Consider the following 20048-nt stretch of genomic DNA (forward strand, 5'->3'; position numbering starts at 1 on the left):
TTCGGTTCTTTTTTGCTCGAAGTCAAGTTGAACCGTTAGAATAAGCACCGCTTGCAATTTCGGCCATTCCTTTTTAAAATGAAGAAAGCAAGCACAAAGGAGAAATCTATGAAAAATTATCCTGTTAAAAAGAATCAGGAACTTGAAGTTGATATTTTGGATCTTTCCCATGAAGGAAATGGGATCGCCAAAGTCGATGGGTACTTATTATTTATTGAAAACACCCTGCCAAATGAACGAGCCTTAGTCAAAGTATTGAAAGTCGGCAACAAATTTGGTTTTGCCAAAGTGATGAAACTGTTGCAAGCAAGTCCTGATCGACAAGAATTACCGAATGAAGCATTGTTGCGCACCGGGATCGCCCCATTGAGTCATTTGAGCTATGACAAACAATTAGCCTTCAAACAGCAGCAAGTAGAGAATGTTTTGGCTAAAATCGCCAAACTGCCTGAAATCAAGGTCAATGCACCAATCGGAATGGAAAAACCATTTGGTTACCGCAACAAAGCGCAAATCCCTGTGCAAAAGATTCATGGAAAATTAACGACTGGATTTTACCGCAAAAACAGCCATACTCTGGTACCGATCGAAGACTTTTATATTCAAGATCCAAACATCGATCAAGCAATCATCAAAGTCAGAGATATTTTGCAGCGCTTCAATGTCAAAGCTTACAATGAAGAAGCCCATGAAGGGTTCTTACGCCACATTGTCGTTCGTCGTGGGCATCACTCAGGTGAAATGATGGTCGTATTAGTGACACGTAAACCGAAATTCTTCAAGGGAGAAGAGATCGCGGAAGTGATCCACGAAGAGATTCCAGAAGTTGTTTCTGTCATTCAAAACATCAATGAAGAAAAAACCAATGTGATCATGGGCGAGTTCGAGCGTGTCTTGTATGGCAAGTCATCGATCGATGATCAATTATTAGGCAAAACCTTCCAAATCTCAGCGAAATCTTTCTACCAAGTCAACACAGCGCAAACAGAAGTCTTGTACCAAACCGCCTTCGAGATGGCACAACTGTCTGAAAATGATATCGTTGTGGATGCCTATGCAGGAATCGGAACGATCGGGATCAGTTTGGCTGATCGCGTGAAAGAAGTGTTAGGGATGGAAGTCATTCCTGAAGCAGTGAACGATGCCAAAGCCAATGCCAAAAGAAATGGTGTCGAAAACGTGCATTACTTTATCGGTAAAGCCGAAAAAATCATGCCGCAATGGCTACGTGAAGGCATTCAACCGACGGTCGTCTTCGTTGATCCACCTCGCAAAGGTTTAGATGCCAGCTTTATTGAAACGACCGCTGCAGTTAAACCAGAGCGCATCGTTTACATTTCCTGCAATCCAGCAACCTTGGCTCGTGATCTAGCGTTGTTTGAAGAAGAAGGGTATGTGACAAAAGAAGTCCAACCTGTTGATTTGTTCCCACAAACGACCCATGTGGAGTGTGTCGTGTTGTTAGAACGTCGTTAAGAAAAACGAGTTCTTTTCAGTGATTTTGACCGTGAGTTCTTTTTATGGTAATTGTCATAAAGTCTTACGATAACAAAGTTACTAGAGAAGGCGAATCAATTGAGAAATAAGCAACGATAACCCATCTGTCTATCTAATTACGTCGATTGTGACGTTTAGAATGGATGAAATATAAAACCAGAAACTGGAACAGAAAGACACTCTTTTTTGTTCCAGTTTTTTTGTTCTTTCTCACTATTGATGAGCGGGGACAAAATCAATGCAAAAAGCAGTGAAGCTACAAATATGCAGACAGCCAAATCCTTTAACAAAATGGTTTATCGGCAATTTATAGTTAATGTGTATAAAAATATGGCGTGTGATGATTAGAAAGTATTATAATAAACGTAGTGAATAGAAAATTTTTGTTAGGAGGGATTACACATGGCAACGATTCGTGCATTTTCACACAAAGAGATTACACCGCAGAATACGCATTTGTCTAGTTTTAAAGTGTTGATAGAGTCAGCTTTTTATGGGAACAATGTCACTTGGATTCATGATCTAGCCACGGCCTATCGCTTAGCAAAAGAATCTTCTGGCGCTATTCTTACGGATATGCCGGTCACACACACCAAGGAGTTAGGACTACCAGAGGATACAAAAGTCATCGTGTTTAATGACGGAAAAGTGGTTGGACGGACAGCGTCAGCTCGACGCATCATCGGACATCCTGGAATCCAGCGAGAATTATATGAAGACATTTTGCGAGATGCCTTATACCAAGGAACCCGCAAGCAATTTTATGGCGGTGAAGTTGTTGTAGGATTAGACGAAGCGTTTATGGTCAAAGCACACCTGTTGTTACCAGAGCACTATGAAACCAATTTTTACTCTTATTTGTTGAATTTTCAATTGATGACGAAATCATGGGAGGAAAGGTACCAACGTTCCAAAGAATATCCAGAGACGGACATTTTTTTGTACGCTGATCCAGATTGGTCTCATCCTGATTTTCCTTATGGGCTGTCTCTTTTTGATCCTGAACACAATGTTGCGGCAGTCTTAGGTTTAAACTATTTTGGTGAATTGAAAAAAGCGACATTAACTTTGGCTTGGGCTACCGCGCATCGCCATGGCTTTGTGGCGTGTCATGGGGGAATGAAGCAGTATCAGTTACCGAATCGAACATTTACGATGGCTGCTTTTGGTCTTTCAGGATCAGGAAAATCGACTATCACATTGGCAGAACATGGTGGCAAATATGAGATCAAGGTTCTGCATGACGATGCGTTTGTGATTAATCAAACAAATGGTGCATCTACTGCTCTGGAGCCTTCTTATTTTGATAAAACGCAAGACTATCCATTAACCAACCCAAATGTCCGCTACTTTATCACCTGTCAAAATGTTGGGGTTACTTTAGACGAGGAAGGAAAAAAGGTCCTCGTGACCCAAGATATTCGTAACGGGAATGGCCGAACCGTCAAATCTCGTTATGTCACACCTAATCGGGTGGACCATTTAGATTCGCCGATCGATGCCGTATTTTGGATCATGAAAGATGACACGCTGCCTCCGGTAGTAAAAATTGACGATCCGATTTTAGCCGCTGTTTTTGGTTTGACCTTAGCTACGAAGCGCACGACAGCTGAACATATTGTCGAGACCACGGATATAGATAAACTGGTCATCGAACCTTATGCCAATCCATTTAGAGTCTATCCTTTAGGGGAAGATTTTGCCCATTTCATGCACTTGTTTAAAGAAAACCAAACGGCTTGTTATATTCTAAATACAGGCTTTTACAAAGGCAAGAAAGTCACGCCTGAAGTCACACTAACATCGATTGAAAAAATTGTGGAAGGCGAGGCTGAATTTAAAAATTTCGGTGGAATCACCGAAATGAGTTTCCTGCCAGTAACAGGCTTTAAAGTCGATTTTCAAGATGCCTCCTATGTTACTCATTTAAGAGAGCGGATGCAAGGACGGCTGGACTTTATTTTGGCTCAAGAGACAGAAAATGATGGCTATAATAAGTTGCCTAAAGAAGTAGCAACGGCAATGGAAAAGGTGATTTCTACATTAAGTGAGCTTCCTAGCTAATTTAGTTGAATCAAATTTCCGCAAGCGGCTTTTTTCCTGAAACACTTAATTTGTTAGCCAGAAAGGAGCGAATATGAACATTCAGTTTCACCATATCCAAATTACAGTCAATGATGTAAAAAAAGCAGAAGGCTTTTATGATCAATTATTTGCACTATTAGGTTTTGACCTTCAGAAGAAATATTCTGGGTATTTAGAACATGCTGATATGGAAGTAGTAGAATATATAGGCGATTCATTTGATTTCGGCATTTGTTCCCCACGAAAAGAATGGAAGAACGAGAAAATCGATTCAAGAAAACCTGGCTCTGTTCAGCACATAGCATTTAAAGCGGAAAGCCGCGAAGTCGTAGATGCGATTTTTCCCAAAATAAAAGCTTTAGGGGTAAAGATCCTTCATGATCGACCAATGGAATACAAAGAGCGCATCGCCCCTAACTACTATGCCTTATTTTTTGAAAGCCCAGAAGGCATTCGTTTTGAACTATTTCATTATGCCTGATTCCTTGAACTAAAAGAGCGTGACATGAACTTGTTGCGTGAGCGTGTTCCTATTCAGGTGATCTTTCATTATGGGGTTCGGATGATCATGCGATTTCAGAGACAAACTTTTTTAAAACCTGTCATCAGGAAAACTAGAACATTCTTTTTAAAAGTACGTCCGTTTGGAAAAAAAACTATTTGATTTCTAAAATTCATTTGGACAATTCAAAAACAAAAACTTAACTCATGTGTTAAAAAACGTTCGAATTTTTATCATTCTAGAAGCGAGTGCACCGTGGGTCAATGAGGATTATTGGGGTGATTGCACGACACTTAAGAGATGGAGGAAGATCAATATGGATCAGAGGGTTCAGCAAGACATCGAGGCAATCATTTCCCATCAATATGATCATGGCGCCGATTTATGGTCGACGCCAGACCATAAATTACTAAAAGGAGCACCCTTTACGACCTTAGAAAGTCCTCTTTATTTACTTGAACTTGGCATGTCACGTGAGGAGAACTTATTAAAAGAGACAGCCGCATTGATCTTTCAAGGATGGAGAGAAGACGGCAGATTTAAAATTTCTCCGTCAGGGGGGATCTATCCATGTCATACAGCGTTGGCTTTGCGAACGCTGTGCTCTCTAGGCTATCAAAGGGACCAGCGGCTGCAACAGACCTTTCACTATTTTCTTGCTACTCAGGAAGCAGATGGCGGCTGGAAGTGCAATAAGTATAGTTTTGGTCGCGGCCCTGAGACCCACTTTTCCACGCCTATGACGACGTTAACGGTCCTTGATGCTTTTCGATATACTCATGATCGTGAACAAATGGAAACGCTTAAGCAAGCAAGCGAATTTTTGCTTGCTCATTGGGAGATCCGTCAGCCAATCAGTCCCTGTCATTATGGGATGGGTACATTATTTATGCAGACAGAATATCCCTTTAGAGGATACAATCTTTTTTATTATCTGTATGTCTTGTCTTTTTATCCTTCTGCCAGAAAAGACGCACGATTTTTGGAGGCTTTGCAGCAGTTTGAATCGAAAGTTCAAAATGGCAATGTCATCGTAGAACGGGTCGTACCCAAACTGGGGAAACTGAATTTTTGCCAAAAAGGGCATATCAGTCCCTTTGCCACACAGCGTTACCAAGAAATTCTTGCTCGATTGGCAGAGGATTGAGGAAAAAAACAGCCCTTTGAAAGGTTCCCCCCATCTAGACGATTCTTTTTCTTTTCTGGTACACTGTCTGTAAAGAAGCAAGTGATTAATCAACAGAGAGGAGAAAGACATGCAAAAAATATATCTTGTTGAAGATGATGCAACGATCGTCTCTGTTCTAGCAGAATATTTGCAGCAATGGGGGTACGAATGTGTTTCCGCGAAGAATTTTGCTAGCATCTTGCAAGAGTTTCATGAGATCAAACCGGATCTCGTTCTTTTAGATATTTCGCTGCCTTATTACAACGGGTATCATTGGTGCCAAGAAATTCGCAAGACGTCAGAAGTGCCGATCATTTTCCTTTCGTCGATGGATCAACAGATGAATCAGATCATGGCGATGAACATGGGAGCAGATGATTATTTAACAAAACCCTTTGATTTAGCCTTCGTTTTGGCAAAAATCCAAGCATTGCTGCGGCGCAGCTATCAGTATAGCCACCAACAAGCGCTGACCTTTGAGATAGGGCAAGTAACCTTTTATCCCACAGAAAATGTATTAAAAAAACAGGGGGAACAGTTGCCACTGTCTCCAAATGAAGCTCGGATTCTTTCCTTGCTTTTGCAGCATCGAGGGAAGATCGTAGCCAAAGAGACCATCATTGAAATGCTCTGGAATAGTGAAGAATTCATCGATAATAACACATTAGCGGTCAATATGACCCGCTTGCGAAAAAAATTAAGCCAGATCGAACTATCCGATTTGATCCAGACGGTAAAGAATAAAGGGTATTTGATAGAAAAGGAACACGCCTATGACTAACGTGAAAGAATATTTCGTCCTTTATGGAAAGTTTTATCTCGTTTACCTGCTGTTTAGTGCGGGCCTATTTGGGCTATTCTTTCTCCACAGCCTTTCGTTGGAGCCCTTCATTGACCATGTGGTCTTTTCAGGGGTGATCTTAGGGGGACTTTCCCTTTTTCATTATTTTCGTTACGCACAAAAAAGAAAGCAGCTGCAGCATTTATTAAGAAAAGAACGTATGACGGAAGCGGCGTTGGCGTTCTTGCCTGCCACTCGAAATCGTTTAGAAGACGAATACCAAGCCCTTCTTAAACAATTGGCAAGAGAAAAAACCACTTCTGATTACAAGGCAGCGTTAAAAAATGAAGAAATTTATGAAGATTTCGGCTTGTGGCTTCATCAAATCAAAACGCCTCTAGCTGCGCTGGATCTTTTGGTCCAAAGCGATTCGTTGTCACCGACGGAGGTCAAAGCGGAATTATTTAAGGTGAATGATTACTTGCAAATGATGTTGAATTATTTACGACAAAATTTAGCGAATGAAGATTTTGTCTTTGAGTCGATTGCTTTAGCGCCCCTCGTTCGTCAAACGATCAAAAAGTATGCCTTGTTTTTCTCGAAAAAGAATCTGCAACTGGACATGGCGGTGGATTTAACGGTGACATCCGATCGAAAGTGGCTCGTTTTTATTTTTGAACAGGTTCTTTTCAACAGCTTGAAGTATACCGAAACTGGTGGCATCAACGTTTTCACTAAAGACAATGCCTTAGTGATTCAAGATAGCGGCATTGGTATTCGTAAGGAAGACTTGCCAAGGGTGTTTGAGAAAGGATATACGGGACAAAATGGTCGCTTTCAGCAACGAGCGAGCGGGCTAGGCTTATATATGAGTCAACAAGCGGCTGAAAAAATCGGCTGCCGTTTAGCGATTGATTCTGAAGTGGGACAGGGAACCATCGTCACACTTCATTTTCCCACCACAAATAACCGATAGCCGCAAACTTTCAACACTGTAAGTTTGCGGTTTTTATTGTAAGTCGCTTTTTTCTGCCAGTCAGCTTATTCTAAAAAGGAAGGAGGGAACAAGATGACACTTTTAAACATTCAACAAGTAAAAAAAATCTATCAAAGCCAGCTGAACGGACAACCCGTTGAAGCGTTGAAAAATATTACCTTTATGGTAGAAGAAGGGGAATATGTCGCTATCATGGGGGAATCAGGTTCGGGAAAGAGTACGTTGCTGAACTTGATGGCGACGTTAGACCAACCAACAGCGGGTGAAATGCAGCTGAATGGCATCGATCTGACCACGATCAAAGAAAAAGACGCAGCGAGTTTTCGACGGGATCACTTAGGCTTTGTTTTTCAAGACTTTAATTTATTGGACACCTTTTCGGTAAAAGACAATATTTTATTGCCATTAGTTTTATCAAAAGTTTCCGTCAAACAAATGGAAAAGCAGCTTCAACCTATCGTACAAACTTTAGGAATCGCCGATTTATTGCAGCACTATCCGTATGAATTGTCTGGCGGACAAAAACAACGAGTTGCTGTCGCACGAGCAATCATCACAAAACCGGAACTGCTATTAGCAGATGAGCCAACCGGAGCGCTGGATTCGAAAACCTCTGATCAATTACTGACATTATTTCAACAGATCAATCAAAATGGACAGACGATCGTGATGGTCACTCACAGTTCGATCGCAGCCAGTCGCGCACAACGCGTCTTGTTTATCAAAGACGGGTATGTGTTTCACCAGCTGTATCGAGGGGATCGCAGCAATACCGCTTTTCTAGAAGCAATAGCCGAAACAATGACTGCTGTCTTTGCAAAGGAGGAGTAACCAATGTTCTTTCAAAAAATCGCCTTCTCCAATTTGCGTAAAAATGCCAAAGCTTACACACCCTTTTTATTATCTATGAGTTTCTTGGTGGCTGTTTTGATGATGACGCAAATCATCGTGAACAATCCAGGAATGAAGGAACTTCCTAGTAGTCAAAGCGCCATCTTCATGTTTCGTTTAGGAAATATCATCCTCATGATTTTTGCGGCGATCTTTTCCTTTTACACCAATAACTTTTTGATCAAACAGAGAAAAAAAGAATTTGGTCTCTACAATGTTTTAGGACTAGGAAAACGTGAGATAGCCTTCGTGGTCTTTTGGGAACTCTTTTACAGTTTTCTCATTAGCCTTGCCGCCGGATTGATCAGTGGCTTATTGTTTGCACGATTAGGATTTTTGATACTGAAGAAAATCTTAGCCGTAGGCGAGTTCTTTGTCTTTAAACTATCATTTGAGAGTATTGGCTTGGTGATCCTGTATTTTATGTTCGTCTTTGGTTGTTTATTTTTATTTGACATACTGCAAGTCCGCAAAACCGATCCACTTCAACTACTGCAGGGAAGCAAGCGTAATGAAAAAGAACCACGAGCAAAAGGTATTTTGGCACTATTAGGTGTCCTTTGTTTAGTGGCGGGCTATACGATCTCTGTGACGATCAAATCTCCTATCAGTGCATTAGGACTGTTCTTTGTCGCCGTCGTCCTCGTAATCTTGGCTACCTATTTGTTGTTTATTGCGGGCAGTATCAAAGCATTGCAGTTTTTAAGAAAACGAACGACCTATTATTATCAAACGACCCATTTTATCAATGTCTCTACCATGTTGTATCGGATGAAGCAAAATGCGGCTGGTTTAGCAAGTATTTGTATTTTATCAACGATGGTGTTAGTGACCGTTGCTACGACCGCCAGTCTTTATTTTGGACAAAAGAATGTGATCGAAACCCGTTTTCCTTACGATGTTCAAATTGAGTCAGCGGCTGATTCCCAGCAAATCAACACAGCAATTAATGGACTTGAAGAGAAGCTAACGATCAAAGAGCGCCAGCAAGTCACTACAACAAGACCGTTGCTTTTTACCTTTGAGGAACCAAATTTTGTTCCCTCAACCACTTTTGAAGAAAATAGCGGTAGTTTAGATAAAGCCGTGTATCTTATTTTTCTTACCAGTTCTGAATACCATGAAATCACTGGGAAAACAGGACCCGCTGACGACGAACTATTCGTTTTTCCCGCCACCTGGACGCATCAAGCGTTACCAGAAAAGACGACGATCGATGATCGTCAATTTCGCTTGCGGGAATTGAAAGAACTGCCAACATTCACGAAAACAGAAAACCCCGTTCAGCATCTTGTTCTCGTGGTGGATGATCAGTGGCTTGCCGAAAAGCTAAGCGCTTGGTATCAAAACGAAGAGTTTCAACTTTACCAGCAACCAGTGACAACAACAGTCTTTAATTTTCAAGCAGCAGAAACAAGCGATCGCGAAGCCATCGCAAAAGAGATTCGCAGCGAACTTCTGGCAGCAGATGCTCATGCGAGCGTTGAATCAAAAGATCTTTTTGAAGTTGAGACAAAAACCTTTACCGGCGGCTTTTTCTTCTTAGGTTTGATTTTTGGTGTGATCTTTATTTTAGCTGCTGCATTGATCATTTATTATAAACAAGTTTCCGAAGGGATGGAGGACAAAGAACGTTTCGAGATCTTGCAAAAAGTTGGGTTAAGCCATAAGGAAGTCAAGCAAGTGATCCAGCAGCAAGTTTTGATGATCTTCTCATTTCCTTTGGTGGCAGCGATCATCCATTTGGCGTTTGCTTTACCAATGATTCGAAAATTACTGATTCTTTTTGGTCTGACGGATCGTAACTTATTGATTACGGTAACGATTATTTCTGTCCTGTTGTTTACAATGATTTATCTGCTGGTGTATTTCATCACCGCAAGAGTCTACTATCGATTGGTGGAGCGCAAACAGTAGCGGGGGGACAAATGCTATTTTGTCAGACGATAGCTAGATGGATTAGCCGTCACCGCCAAGAGCTACAAAAAAATAAAATGTAAGAACACCTCATCCATGAAGCGACGCTCAAAAGTTAGAATTTTTGGTCTAACAGTTTGGAATCACTACATGATTGAGGTGTTTTTTTGATAGGCACGCCCGTTAGCCCACTTTTTAGAGTTGAAAAAAATCCTTAGGTGACCTATAGTGAAAAGGAGTAAAGCACGGGTATAGAGTGCCGCGCGATTGATAGTCATTTCAAAATAAAAGAGATCATGTGATCCAAAAAGGAGAAAGCCCTATGAAAGAGCAGCCGATAACCATTGGATTCCCCTTAAGAGGTGAGTGGCTTGCGCCGACTACACCAGCCGAGAAGATTCCTAGCCATGGTACCGATCGAATGGGGTTGCGTTATGCCTTTGATTTTTTACAAGTTAATTTTGAGGGGAAAACCAAAGCTTTTCATGATCGAAGCTTTTTGCGCTATTTCTTCTTAGGGGTCCCGCTGGAGAGCTGTTATTGTTGGGGCGAAAAAATCTATGCGCCTTGTGATGGCGAAGTCATTGTTGCAAGAGATGGTTATCGGGAACGGAGAATCGTTCACTGGATCAGAGATTTTTCGATCGCTGTAAAAAATGGTTTGTTTTTTAATGAACAAAAAGATGATTATCAACAAATAGCTGGCAACTACATTGTGATAAAAGCTTCTGAGGGCGTTTATATGGCATTTGTCCATCTACAAAAAGGATCTGTCACTGTTTCCGTAGGACAAAACATCACCAAAGGGATGGTGATCGGAAACGTTGGCCATTCGGGAAATTCGACTTCGCCTCATCTGCATTTTCAAGTGATGGACACAAGTGATATCGGCCATGCAAAAGGTCTTCCTTGCCGCTTTGAAGAATATGAAGTGTACCAAGCAGGGGGATGGACAAAGGTGCAGAATCGGATACCAGGAAGTACGGATCGGATACGATTGTTGAAGGAATACTAAGGACCAGTTCTGAAACATTCGCATCAGGGCTTGCAGGATGCTCAACTGAAAGAACGTTTAAAAGTCTTTGGACTACTTTTAAGTACGTGAAATAATCTTAGGCTTTCACAATTTGTGAAGAAAATGAAATGCAAGGAGAACAAATGAATCATTTACCCAATATCCTTACCACATCTCGACTGATTCTCGCACCACTTTTACTATTCCTTCAGCCAATGTCTGGCTGGTTTTGGCTGCTCTATTCCTATTGTTTTGTAAGCGACCTCGTCGATGGGCTGCTTGCAAGAAGGATGAATCTTACGAGTGAGGTGGGTGCCTTACTAGACAGTTTCGCAGATGTAAGCTTTTTTCTCGCAGTTTTTCTTTCTTTTCTACCACAGCTGTTGGCGGCACATATGCTTTGGGTCTGGCTACTAGTGATAGCTATGATTCGTTTTGTCAGTTATCTGATTGGCTATGTAAAATATCGGTCTTTTAGTAGTCTGCATACATGGCTCAACAAAGCAGTCGGTTTTCTTTTAGGTAGTTTCCCATTGCTGCTCATGGTGAGTCCTGCAAAAATTGTTGTCTTGATTTTGGGGACCATCGCCACTGTTTCCGCATTAGAAGAATTGCTGATAACGATCCTCTCAAAAAATCTGGATAGAAATCAAAAATCGATATTCGAAAGTTTTAAGTAAGGCGCCTCTATCATTGAGGGCCTTTTTTTGCGTATTCATCGCTAATAGACTTTTAAAAGACCCTTCAAAAACAATTTTAAAAATAACATTGAAAACAATTTTTAATGGTATTATGCTTATCTTTGAAGGGAGGCTTCACAAATGAATAGACAAGAACTGCATGCATGTATCAGTAAAAACCAGCCTAATATTTGCCAAATTGCTGCCTACCAAAATGGAAAGGAAGTTTACTCGGATGAATGGCATGAGTATAAGCCAGAGGATACTTGCCACCTTATGTCCGCTACGAAAAGTATCGTTTCTCTACTAGTTGGGATAGCGATCGATCAAGGTGTCATCCGAAGTGTCAATGACAAAGTACTCGATTATTTACCAGACTATCAAGTAAAACGGGGCGAAAAAACGATTCAGGATATTACGATCAAACACCTATTAACGATGCGAGCCCCGTATAAATGCAAAGGTGATCCATGGACAAAGGTTTGTTCGAGTGACGACTGGACCAGCGCCTCGCTTGATTTATTGGGAGGAAGAAAAGGGGTGACAAATGAATTCAATTATCAAACCGTTTGTCTGCAGATCCTCACTGGTTTGTTAGCGAAAGCTTCTGGAATGACGACCGTTGATTATGCGAACCATTATTTATTTCGACCTCTTGGTGTAGCCGAACTGACCAATTATTATGCGGAAACGGCACAAGAGCATAAGCACTTTACGATGAGCAAGGCACCAAAAAAACCGGTTTGGTTTTGCGATCCTTTAAATATTGGCACTGCAGGTTACGGGCTTTGTCTTTCAGCAAAAGATTTAGCCAAAATCGGTGAGCTATGCTTGAACCAAGGCATCCATCAAGGACAACAAGTGATTTCTTCACAATGGCTCACTGAAATGGTCAATCCGCTAGAGACAAACATAGAGAAATTTCAAAATATGAGTTATGGGTATTTATGGTGGATCTTGGATGCTGAGAAAAGCACCTATGCCGCCATCGGCAATAGCGGAAATGTCCTTTATATTGATCCCGAATCAGAGACTGTTATCGCCATTACGGCGTATTTTAAGCCAACTGTCTTTGATCGCATCGACTTTATCGAGACAGAGCTAAAACCTTTCCTTTTGCACTAATGAGCGTTAAGAAAAAGCAGTCTGCTGTCAAAAGTTGATTGCTTTTTTTGTAGGCGAAAGCTTAATGATCCCTTTTGTGACTATGTCAGGCTGGTGACCTACTGATAAAGCTCGGCTGCTAGCCTTTTATGAAATTATAATTTAGCAATTTGATCCCGCAGGTAGGAGGCTAAATCAATAATAAACGGAAGATAAATGAGAAATGAATAAAATGACCAAACTATCAACGACGTAAACTTGGTATACTATAATTGAGAAGAAAATCACAAGTGAAAGGAGCGGTCGGGGTGTTTTCATAAATCAGTATCTATCAAGTGAAACCCAGTAGTGTTGAGACCTTTGAAGCAGTCATGCAGGAAGCAACAGAGGCAATGAAGGCCATGGAGGGGGCTTTGTTCTTTCGATTAATGAAACGAACCCATTACATCAAAGAAATGAGGACCATCAAGGAAGGTCGCCTGCCAGATCCATTGACGAGAGTCATAAAATGTGTGAAATATGCTCACTATTGGGAGTTTGATAGCGAAGAAAATTATGGTAAAGCTCAAAAAAGTTGTATGAAAGTTACTGGAAAGCAATGGAGAAATGTTTGATCGTTCCCCACGACAAACTATTGGGGGAAGTTCTTGAGTGCTCGCTTTAGTACCAAATGCTCTCCTGCTGAACGGACTTTTTGTTGCAACTGTTAAGAAAGGACAGGGTAGAAATACAACGGACGTTAAAAAAGTCATTTGAACGGTTGAATGGAGAACTGTTAGTTTTTTTTTAAAACGCTCTATTACTTGATGGAATCTAAAAGGAGGAAGCCCCGATGGCACAGGTTGCTTTTCATAATTCGTACAAATTAAAAAAAGGCGTTTCAACAGCGGAATTTGTTCGTGTTGTTGAACAATTAAACCGAGAATACATTTCCAAACAAAGAGGATACCTTTCTTTTGAATTATTAGTAGATGGAGAAACTTGGGCGGACATCACCAAGTTCGAAACGAAAGAAGATGCGGAAACATTTGCCCGATGCGGCACGCCTAATGCCTTTGCACAAAAGTTTTATTCATTCATCAATCTAAACAGTTGCAGCTCTCATCTATACACGATTGAAAAAACGCTCCAATAACTAGCCACCATGGAAAGAACAGCGCAAAAAACAATTCATATGAAAAGAGGAACTTCTTATGACAAAACCAGCAGAATGGTATCAAGGAAAAGCCGGTCGGGCAGAACATTTGGTCTATTTAAATAAGGAAGCCAAAGAGCTTGAGAAACTGATTCACGGTGACAAAACAATGATCATTCGGGGGGCAGCGGGCAGAAAATCACCTTTAGGAGGAAGAGCCAAAATCAACGATCTTGTTTATTTTTTGGAGACCGGCGGCGATTTGACCATCACTCATCGGGGCATCATTGCCAATGTGACTGAATCTGAAAAGATGACGAAAGAAGAATCCATAGATTTTGTAGAACGCTATGAAAAAGAGTTGAATCTATCGAAAAAGCAAGTCGATCGTTGGGCAGGGAAAAAGTATCTAGCGGTCTATGAAATCGCTGAATTAGAAGAAATAACGCCATTTCAGTACAATCGTGAAAAAAATATGGACGATTGGGTCATCACTGATGATATCAACAAAATTAAATTGTAACGTAGCAAAAACCTAAAAAAAGCGCAAGGAGTTGAGCGAAAGGATGGAAGGCAAAGAGCAATTGTTTCGAGACAAAAACGTGAAACCAACAGAGCAACTGATTGCGGAATCACTGGGTGAGGGATATGCCATTTATCAACGTTTTGTCGAAACGCTTGAAAACGAGGGCATCTCTCTTATGGATTGGCGCTATTACCAAGATGGAAAAGCGTGGTTGTCCAAAGGTGAATACAAATGGACAACGACTCGTGGGACGAATAAAGTGAAACCAATTTTTTGGCTTTCGATGTGGGAGGGCTTCTTCAAAGTCTCCTTTCACTTTAGCGAGAAAGTCCGAACACAGTTATTGTCTCTACCAATCAGTGATGACACAAAAGAAAGGATTCATAAGGCGCCGACCAATGGCACGAAAATGAAGTTTTTTTCTGTGATTTTTGATGTAGCGAGTGACGTTCCTTTGAGTGATATTTATCAAATCGCTGAGTTTCGAAAGCATTCTATTTAAGCAATTTTCTTTCGAAAAAATAAAATTCTTATATTTGTCGTTCTTAAAAGCTAAGGAAATTTGTATATTTTTACCCATAGCTATCGGAATGCGCAATGGCTTTTTAGGAAGTCTCGTAATAAAGAGTCGTGATTTAAAGGAGATAGGCTATTTTTTCATCTATTTCAGTGGATGGAAAAAGACGTCCAAGTTAAAGAACGGGAATGCCTTAACTGATTTTAGCCAATAAATCATCTCATTTAATAAAGAAAAACGAGGTGTTTCATGTGAAAGATGAAACACTTCGTTTTTTGTTTTTCAATACCTATCCTACGAAAACTGTTCCTTCATCCGCTCCAAGAAAAGTCCAGAAGCTTTTGAAAAAACTTGAGTGTTTTTCCAAATGACGTCAAGGTTTGATTCCAGTGCTGGGCTCAATTTTCTAAAACACAATTGGCTATCTGGGGCGAAGTTGACTAATTTATCTAGAGTCAATCCGTAACCGACACCTTCTTCTACCAGCTTTGATGCATTGTAAACTAGGTTATATGTGGCGACGACCGTCAATTTTTTCAGGTCTTTTTTCAACCATTTAGAAAGTTCACTGCTGACCAAACTTTGTCGCGAAGTAATCAAGGGAACGTCCCAGAGATCTTTTGGGGTAATGACTTCGTTGACAGCTAGAGGACTGTCTTTTCGCATCAACACGCCCCAGGTATCTTTGGCAGGTAAGCGTAAGGAATGGTACTTTTTGACGTCTGCTGGACTGATTACGACACCGAAATCCAACAATCCTTTATCCAATCGTTCTTTGACCTCATCGGCGTTGCCGCTATAAAAGTGAAATTTGATGTTAGGGTATTCAGCTTGGATTTCTTTGATGATTGCTCCTAGCAACTGAATCACGTAAGTTTCTCCAGCTCCGATCGATACATTGCCGGCGATCGTATCTCGAGGCGACAAAAATTCTGAGCGGGTCTTTTCTAATAATTCTACGATTTCTTCCGCCCGTTTACGAAACAACAGTCCGTCTTCTGTTAGTGTGATTTTGCGATTGCCTCGGGTGAACAACGTCACGCCTAATTCTTTTTCTAGCTCCATCAATTGTCGGGACAAGGAAGGTTGAGAAAGATGCAGATGTTTTGCGGCAGCCGAAATTGTCTCTTTTTCTGCAACTGCTAAAAAGGTGGTCAGATTTTTTAATTCCATTTAAAATGCTCCTCTTGTTATTCGTATAATGAATAGTTAGGTATTTGATATTGATATTTTACATGGAAAAGATCGCGAAGTACAATAGATTTAATCCGAGAATCACTCTTTTGATCTATGAGTTACCGGTAATCAACAAAAGATCAAAAGAGAAAAGAAGTTGTATATGTCGCCCTAAGGTACAGGATGATTGACCATGAAAGAAGGCGAATGAAATGAAAAATTGGCAAAAAAAGACACTTGTATCACTATTGATGCTAGCACCACTTATTTTAGGTGCTTGCAGCAGCAATAACGAGGCGGCAAACGAAGCAACACAAGCCAGTTCAGGAGGAGAAACGATGACAGAAAATGTTTCATTTACAGATGAATGGGACAAAGTTTTCCCAGAAAGTGACACGGTGAATCACCGAAAAGTAACTTTTGAAAATCGCTACGGCATCACTTTAGTTGCTGATCTTTATGAACCAATTGATGCGCAAGGACCACTTCCAGCAATCGCGGTTAGCGGACCCTTTGGGGCAGTCAAAGAACAGACATCTGGTCTATATGCCCAAACGATGGCTGAACGAGGTTTTGTTACGATCGCTTTTGATCCTTCATACACAGGCGAAAGCGGTGGGGAACCACGCTATGTGGCATCACCAGATATCAATACAGAAGACTTTCAGGCAGCAGTCGATTTTTTGTCAGTCCAAGAAAATGTAGATGAAGAAAGAATCAGCTTGATCGGAATTTGCGGTTGGGGCGGGATGGCATTGATACCCGTGTGAAAGCGACGGTTTCCGCCACGATGTATGACATGTCGAGAGTCAATGCTCAGGGGTATTTTGATGAGATGGGGGCTGAAGGACGTCATGAATTGCGCCAACAGCTGAACGCCCAGCGGACCGTTGATTTTGCTAACGGTAGCTACGAAAGAGCAGGTGGAGTGCCAGATACACTACCGGAGGATGCACCGGTCTTTATGCAAGATTATTTTGATTACTACAAAACGGAACGCGGCTATCATGAACGTTCGTTAAATTCCAATGACGGTTGGAACATGACATCATCGCTGTCGTTCTTAAATATGCCGCTCTTGTCGTATATCGATGAGATCCAAAGCGCCGTTTTATTACTCCATGGAGAAGAAGCCCACTCTCTTTACTTCAGTCAAGACGCCTTTGAGCAATTACAAGGCGATAACAAAGAGTTGACGGTCATTCCTAATGCTTCGCACGTTGATCTATATGATCAAACAGACGTAATTCCTTTTGATCAAATGACCCAATTCTTCCAAGAACATTTGAACTAAATAGCCACAACGATCTTCACGACTGTTCGGTCACTCTGCCTCTGCTGAGCAGTCGTGTTTTTTTGAAAATACGCATTCAGTTGCCCGCTTCTACATAGAATCATCACCAGAAAGGAGCGAAGAGATGCTTATAAAATTGATATCCGCTATTTTGCTGTTCTTATTAAGTGCCTGTGGGACAAGCGAAACAGAGAGAACCAATATGCAATCCGCTAACGAAACTTCATCGGAAGCTAGCCAAGAGAATGTCCAGCAGTTTTCAGCAGCAACAGCTGTCGTCATTACGGTTGGTCAACAGAATTTTCTAGCGAAGTTTTATGAAAATGAGGTGTCTGAGCACCTAATGAATCAAATGCCCTTTACGGTGACAATGAGTGATTTGAACAACAACGAGAAATATTATCGTTTTTCTGAGAATTTGCCAGAAATGACTACAGAACGGCCGGAGATCATTCACGAAGGAGAAATCATGAGCTGGAATAGTCATACGTTGGTGCTGTTTTATCAGACCTTTACCAATTCTTATGGTGGCTATAATCGTATCGGTGTCATTGAAGATCCGACGGGGTTAAAAGAAGTACTTGGGGCGGAAGACGTAGAGGTTATTTTTTCGTTAAGAAATCCTCGTGAATAACAAATGAATAGGAGAAAAACACATGACGATCGATCAATTAAACAAACTCATGGCAAGTGGCGAACCCTTACTTGCCGGTTCGCAAGCTTCCAAACAAATGGTAGCTCTGAGTGCTAAGGCGAGAAAAATCACGATGAAAATCAATACAGTCTACCATGAGTCTGATGAGTTACAAGAACTTTTTGCCCAATTGACAGGAAAACCAGTTGAGCCGACTTTTTCGCTGTTTCCACCCTTTTATACAGATTATGGCAAGAATATCAGCATTGGCAAAGATGTCTTTATCAATGCGGGTTGTCATTTTCAAGACCAAGGAGGGATTACGATTGGTGATGGTGCCCTGATTGGGCATAACGTTGTTTTAGCTACCTTGAATCATGGCTTTCATCTTGAAGATCGTGGCACACTTTATCCGGCATCCATCACGATCGGGAAGAATGTTTGGATAGGCTCAAATACAACGATCGTTGCCGGTGTGACCATCGGCGACCATGCGATCATTGCTGCTGGGTCGGTGGTGACCAAAGATGTCGCTGAGCGCACGATCGTGGCTGGTGTACCTGCAAAATATGTCAAAGAGGTTACTGAGTAAGCATAATAGCAATGAGTAAGAAAAAAACTGCTGTTCGCCTTGTCGCTTGTAAAGCGATGAAGACGAACAGCAGTTTTCTTATTCTTGAGGCGGCTCGCTCGTAGTGGAACCGGCGAAGTTTTCAATCAACGATTTCACATCAAGACCGAGGGTTTCTTTCAACGTTTCTTGTGTGGTCGATAAGAGATTGGTGGCGTAATTGGTGACACGATTGGCACCGCCACCTTCACCTGATCCTGTATCAACGACTGAAATTTTATCGATATTGCCTAATGGTGCGGCTGCTTCTTTGACTAATTGTGGCAGGATCTCGACGATCATGCTCAGAATGGCTGCTTCATCGTATTTCTTGAAGGCTTCAGCGACTTTTTCTTTCGTTTCGGCTTCTGCCGTTCCTTTCGCCAAAGTGGTTTCGGCTTCTGCCAAACCGATCAAACGAATCTTATCGGCTTCGGCTTTTGCCAAGGACTCTGTTCGAAATTGCTCGGCTTCAGTGGTAGCTAAGGCAGATGCTTTTTTGGCTAGCGCTTCTTGTTCAAGCGCATAACGATCCGCATCGGCTTTTTTCTTGATCTCTGAATCAAATTGCTTCTCACGACGCAAGATTTCTTTTTCTTCCAATTCGATTTGTTTTTGTCGTTCAACGACTTCGACTTCAATCTCTTGTTCTCGGACTTTTTGTTTCATGATGGCACTTTGTAGATGATAGGCTTGATCGGCATCGGCTTTGGCGATGTCTTGTTCTTTCTTATAAAGCGCCAGCTTCAATTCTTTTTCCTTCAATGCTTCAGCGATTTCGGTCATGCGTTTTGATTCCGCTGTTTGCGATTCTTGTTCCGATTGGGCTTTTTTGATGCGGGTTTCTTTCAGTGCTTCAGCTTCCGCAATTTCAGCATCCCGTTTGACTTGGGCGATTCTAGGCTTTCCAAGAGAATCCAAATAGCCGTTTTTGTCTCGTACTTCTTTGATCGTAAAGGAGACAATGATCAAGCCCATTTTCGCTAGATCGACAGAGGCTACTTCTTGCACACTTTGGCTGAATTTGTCGCGATTTTGATAAATTTCTTCCACAGTCATTGAACCAAGGATCGAACGCAAATGGCCTTCTAGCACTTCCCGCGCTTCATTTTCTAATTCTTCACGGGTTTTTCCTAGAAATTGTTCCGCTGCCGTTGCAATTTCTTCCACGGATGAGCCGATCTTAATAATGGAAGTTCCGTCACACATCACGGGAACCCCTTGTTCAGTGTAGACTTCCGGCGTTGAGACATCCAGCTTGCTGGAGAGCAAACTGATTCGATTCGATCGTTGAAACACTGGCAAAACAAAGGCTCCGCCACCACGCACGATTTTGATTTTGTTGTTGCTTTCATCGGCGTGTACATTTTTGCTACCTAGATAGCTTCCGCTGATGATCAATGCTTCATCGGGCTTGGCTGTTTGATATTTCGTGACAAAGACGATCAAAAGCATTAATAAAATGAATGCCACGATGGCGATCGGGAAAACGATTGGTGATAATAGAATATCCATAGAT

General features: G+C 41.5%; 19 protein-coding genes and 1 pseudogene. 18 read left to right on the top strand and 2 right to left on the bottom strand.

The features are described from left to right. Nucleotides 1-108: 108 nt before the first annotated feature. From rlmD to IGK63_RS06920, 15 genes are all read left to right on the top strand, one after another. Nucleotides 109-1476: a 23S rRNA (uracil(1939)-C(5))-methyltransferase RlmD gene (gene rlmD / locus IGK63_RS06850; RefSeq protein WP_034872224.1), complete on the top strand. Its 1368-nt coding sequence runs from the start codon at nt 109-111 to the stop codon at nt 1474-1476. A 423-nt stretch (nt 1477-1899) separates the two neighbouring features. Further along, the gene (locus IGK63_RS06855; protein WP_016613347.1) at nt 1900-3561 is read left to right on the top strand and encodes a phosphoenolpyruvate carboxykinase (ATP); all 1662 of its coding nucleotides are present in this window, start codon (nt 1900-1902) and stop codon (nt 3559-3561) included. 73 nt (nt 3562-3634) lie between these two features. After that, nucleotides 3635-4063 (top strand): VOC family protein, encoded by a 429-nt coding sequence (locus tag IGK63_RS06860; protein WP_010749608.1) that lies wholly within the window; start codon nt 3635-3637, stop codon nt 4061-4063. Between the two features lie 337 nt (nt 4064-4400). Next, entirely contained in the window at nt 4401-5231 is an 831-nt protein-coding gene (locus IGK63_RS06865) for a prenyltransferase (RefSeq protein WP_034872225.1), read from the top strand. A gap of 109 nt (nt 5232-5340) precedes the next feature. Continuing rightward, complete coding sequence (locus IGK63_RS06870) at nt 5341-6033, top strand: response regulator transcription factor (protein ID WP_016611088.1); 693 nt, start codon at nt 5341-5343, stop codon at nt 6031-6033. After that, nucleotides 6026-7009, top strand: a complete 984-nt coding sequence (locus IGK63_RS06875; RefSeq protein WP_016613349.1) for a sensor histidine kinase — start codon at nt 6026-6028, stop codon at nt 7007-7009. Before IGK63_RS06870 ends, IGK63_RS06875 begins: the two co-directional genes overlap by 8 nt. A gap of 93 nt (nt 7010-7102) precedes the next feature. Then, on the top strand, nt 7103-7861 hold the full coding sequence (locus tag IGK63_RS06880; protein ID WP_010749611.1) for an ABC transporter ATP-binding protein: 759 nt from the start codon (nt 7103-7105) through the stop codon (nt 7859-7861). Nucleotides 7862-7864: 3 nt separating this feature from the next. Further along, nucleotides 7865-9838, top strand: coding sequence for an ABC transporter permease (locus IGK63_RS06885; RefSeq protein ID WP_016613350.1), 1974 nt, complete (start codon nt 7865-7867; stop codon nt 9836-9838). Nucleotides 9839-10160: 322 nt separating this feature from the next. Further along, nucleotides 10161-10853 carry a M23 family metallopeptidase gene (locus IGK63_RS06890; protein WP_034872226.1) on the top strand — a complete coding sequence of 231 codons (693 nt, stop codon included), beginning with the start codon at nt 10161-10163 and terminating at the stop codon, nt 10851-10853. Nucleotides 10854-10981: 128 nt separating this feature from the next. Continuing rightward, nucleotides 10982-11533 (top strand): CDP-alcohol phosphatidyltransferase family protein, encoded by a 552-nt coding sequence (locus IGK63_RS06895; RefSeq protein ID WP_016613352.1) that lies wholly within the window; start codon nt 10982-10984, stop codon nt 11531-11533. A 141-nt stretch (nt 11534-11674) separates the two neighbouring features. After that, a complete protein-coding gene (locus tag IGK63_RS06900) occupies nt 11675-12658 on the top strand; it encodes a serine hydrolase domain-containing protein (protein WP_016613353.1) in 984 nt (327 codons plus the stop codon). A 314-nt stretch (nt 12659-12972) separates the two neighbouring features. After that, nucleotides 12973-13251 (top strand): hypothetical protein, encoded by a 279-nt coding sequence (locus tag IGK63_RS06905; protein WP_429972465.1) that lies wholly within the window; start codon nt 12973-12975, stop codon nt 13249-13251. A 218-nt stretch (nt 13252-13469) separates the two neighbouring features. Next, entirely contained in the window at nt 13470-13772 is a 303-nt protein-coding gene (locus IGK63_RS06910; protein WP_016613355.1) for an antibiotic biosynthesis monooxygenase family protein, read from the top strand. A gap of 58 nt (nt 13773-13830) precedes the next feature. Then, nucleotides 13831-14295: a hypothetical protein gene (locus IGK63_RS06915; RefSeq protein ID WP_016613356.1), complete on the top strand. Its 465-nt coding sequence runs from the start codon at nt 13831-13833 to the stop codon at nt 14293-14295. 43 nt (nt 14296-14338) lie between these two features. Further along, on the top strand, nt 14339-14800 hold the full coding sequence (locus IGK63_RS06920) for a DUF3788 domain-containing protein (RefSeq protein ID WP_005236333.1): 462 nt from the start codon (nt 14339-14341) through the stop codon (nt 14798-14800). Nucleotides 14801-15109: 309 nt separating this feature from the next. On the opposite strand, the gene IGK63_RS06925 is transcribed toward IGK63_RS06920, so the two are convergent. Then, nucleotides 15110-15988, bottom strand: a complete 879-nt coding sequence (locus IGK63_RS06925) for a LysR family transcriptional regulator (protein WP_016613358.1) — start codon at nt 15986-15988, stop codon at nt 15110-15112. 341 nt (nt 15989-16329) lie between these two features. Between IGK63_RS06925 and IGK63_RS06930 the strand changes: the two are divergent. From IGK63_RS06930 to IGK63_RS06940, 3 genes and pseudogenes are all read left to right on the top strand, one after another. Further along, nucleotides 16330-17285 (top strand): annotated as a pseudogene (locus IGK63_RS06930) (alpha/beta hydrolase). A 124-nt stretch (nt 17286-17409) separates the two neighbouring features. Further along, nucleotides 17410-17919, top strand: coding sequence for a cyclophilin-like fold protein (locus IGK63_RS06935; RefSeq protein WP_016613361.1), 510 nt, complete (start codon nt 17410-17412; stop codon nt 17917-17919). Between the two features lie 22 nt (nt 17920-17941). Beyond that, entirely contained in the window at nt 17942-18511 is a 570-nt protein-coding gene (locus tag IGK63_RS06940; protein ID WP_016613362.1) for a sugar O-acetyltransferase, read from the top strand. A 78-nt stretch (nt 18512-18589) separates the two neighbouring features. On the opposite strand, the gene IGK63_RS06945 is transcribed toward IGK63_RS06940, so the two are convergent. Further along, nucleotides 18590-20044, bottom strand: coding sequence for a flotillin family protein (locus IGK63_RS06945; RefSeq protein WP_008381386.1), 1455 nt, complete (start codon nt 20042-20044; stop codon nt 18590-18592). Nucleotides 20045-20048 lie beyond the last annotated feature (4 nt).

The sequence above is a fragment of the Enterococcus sp. AZ040 genome (genome assembly GCF_050499185.1).
GTDB lineage: Bacteria > Bacillota > Bacilli > Lactobacillales > Enterococcaceae > Enterococcus_D > Enterococcus_D entomosocium.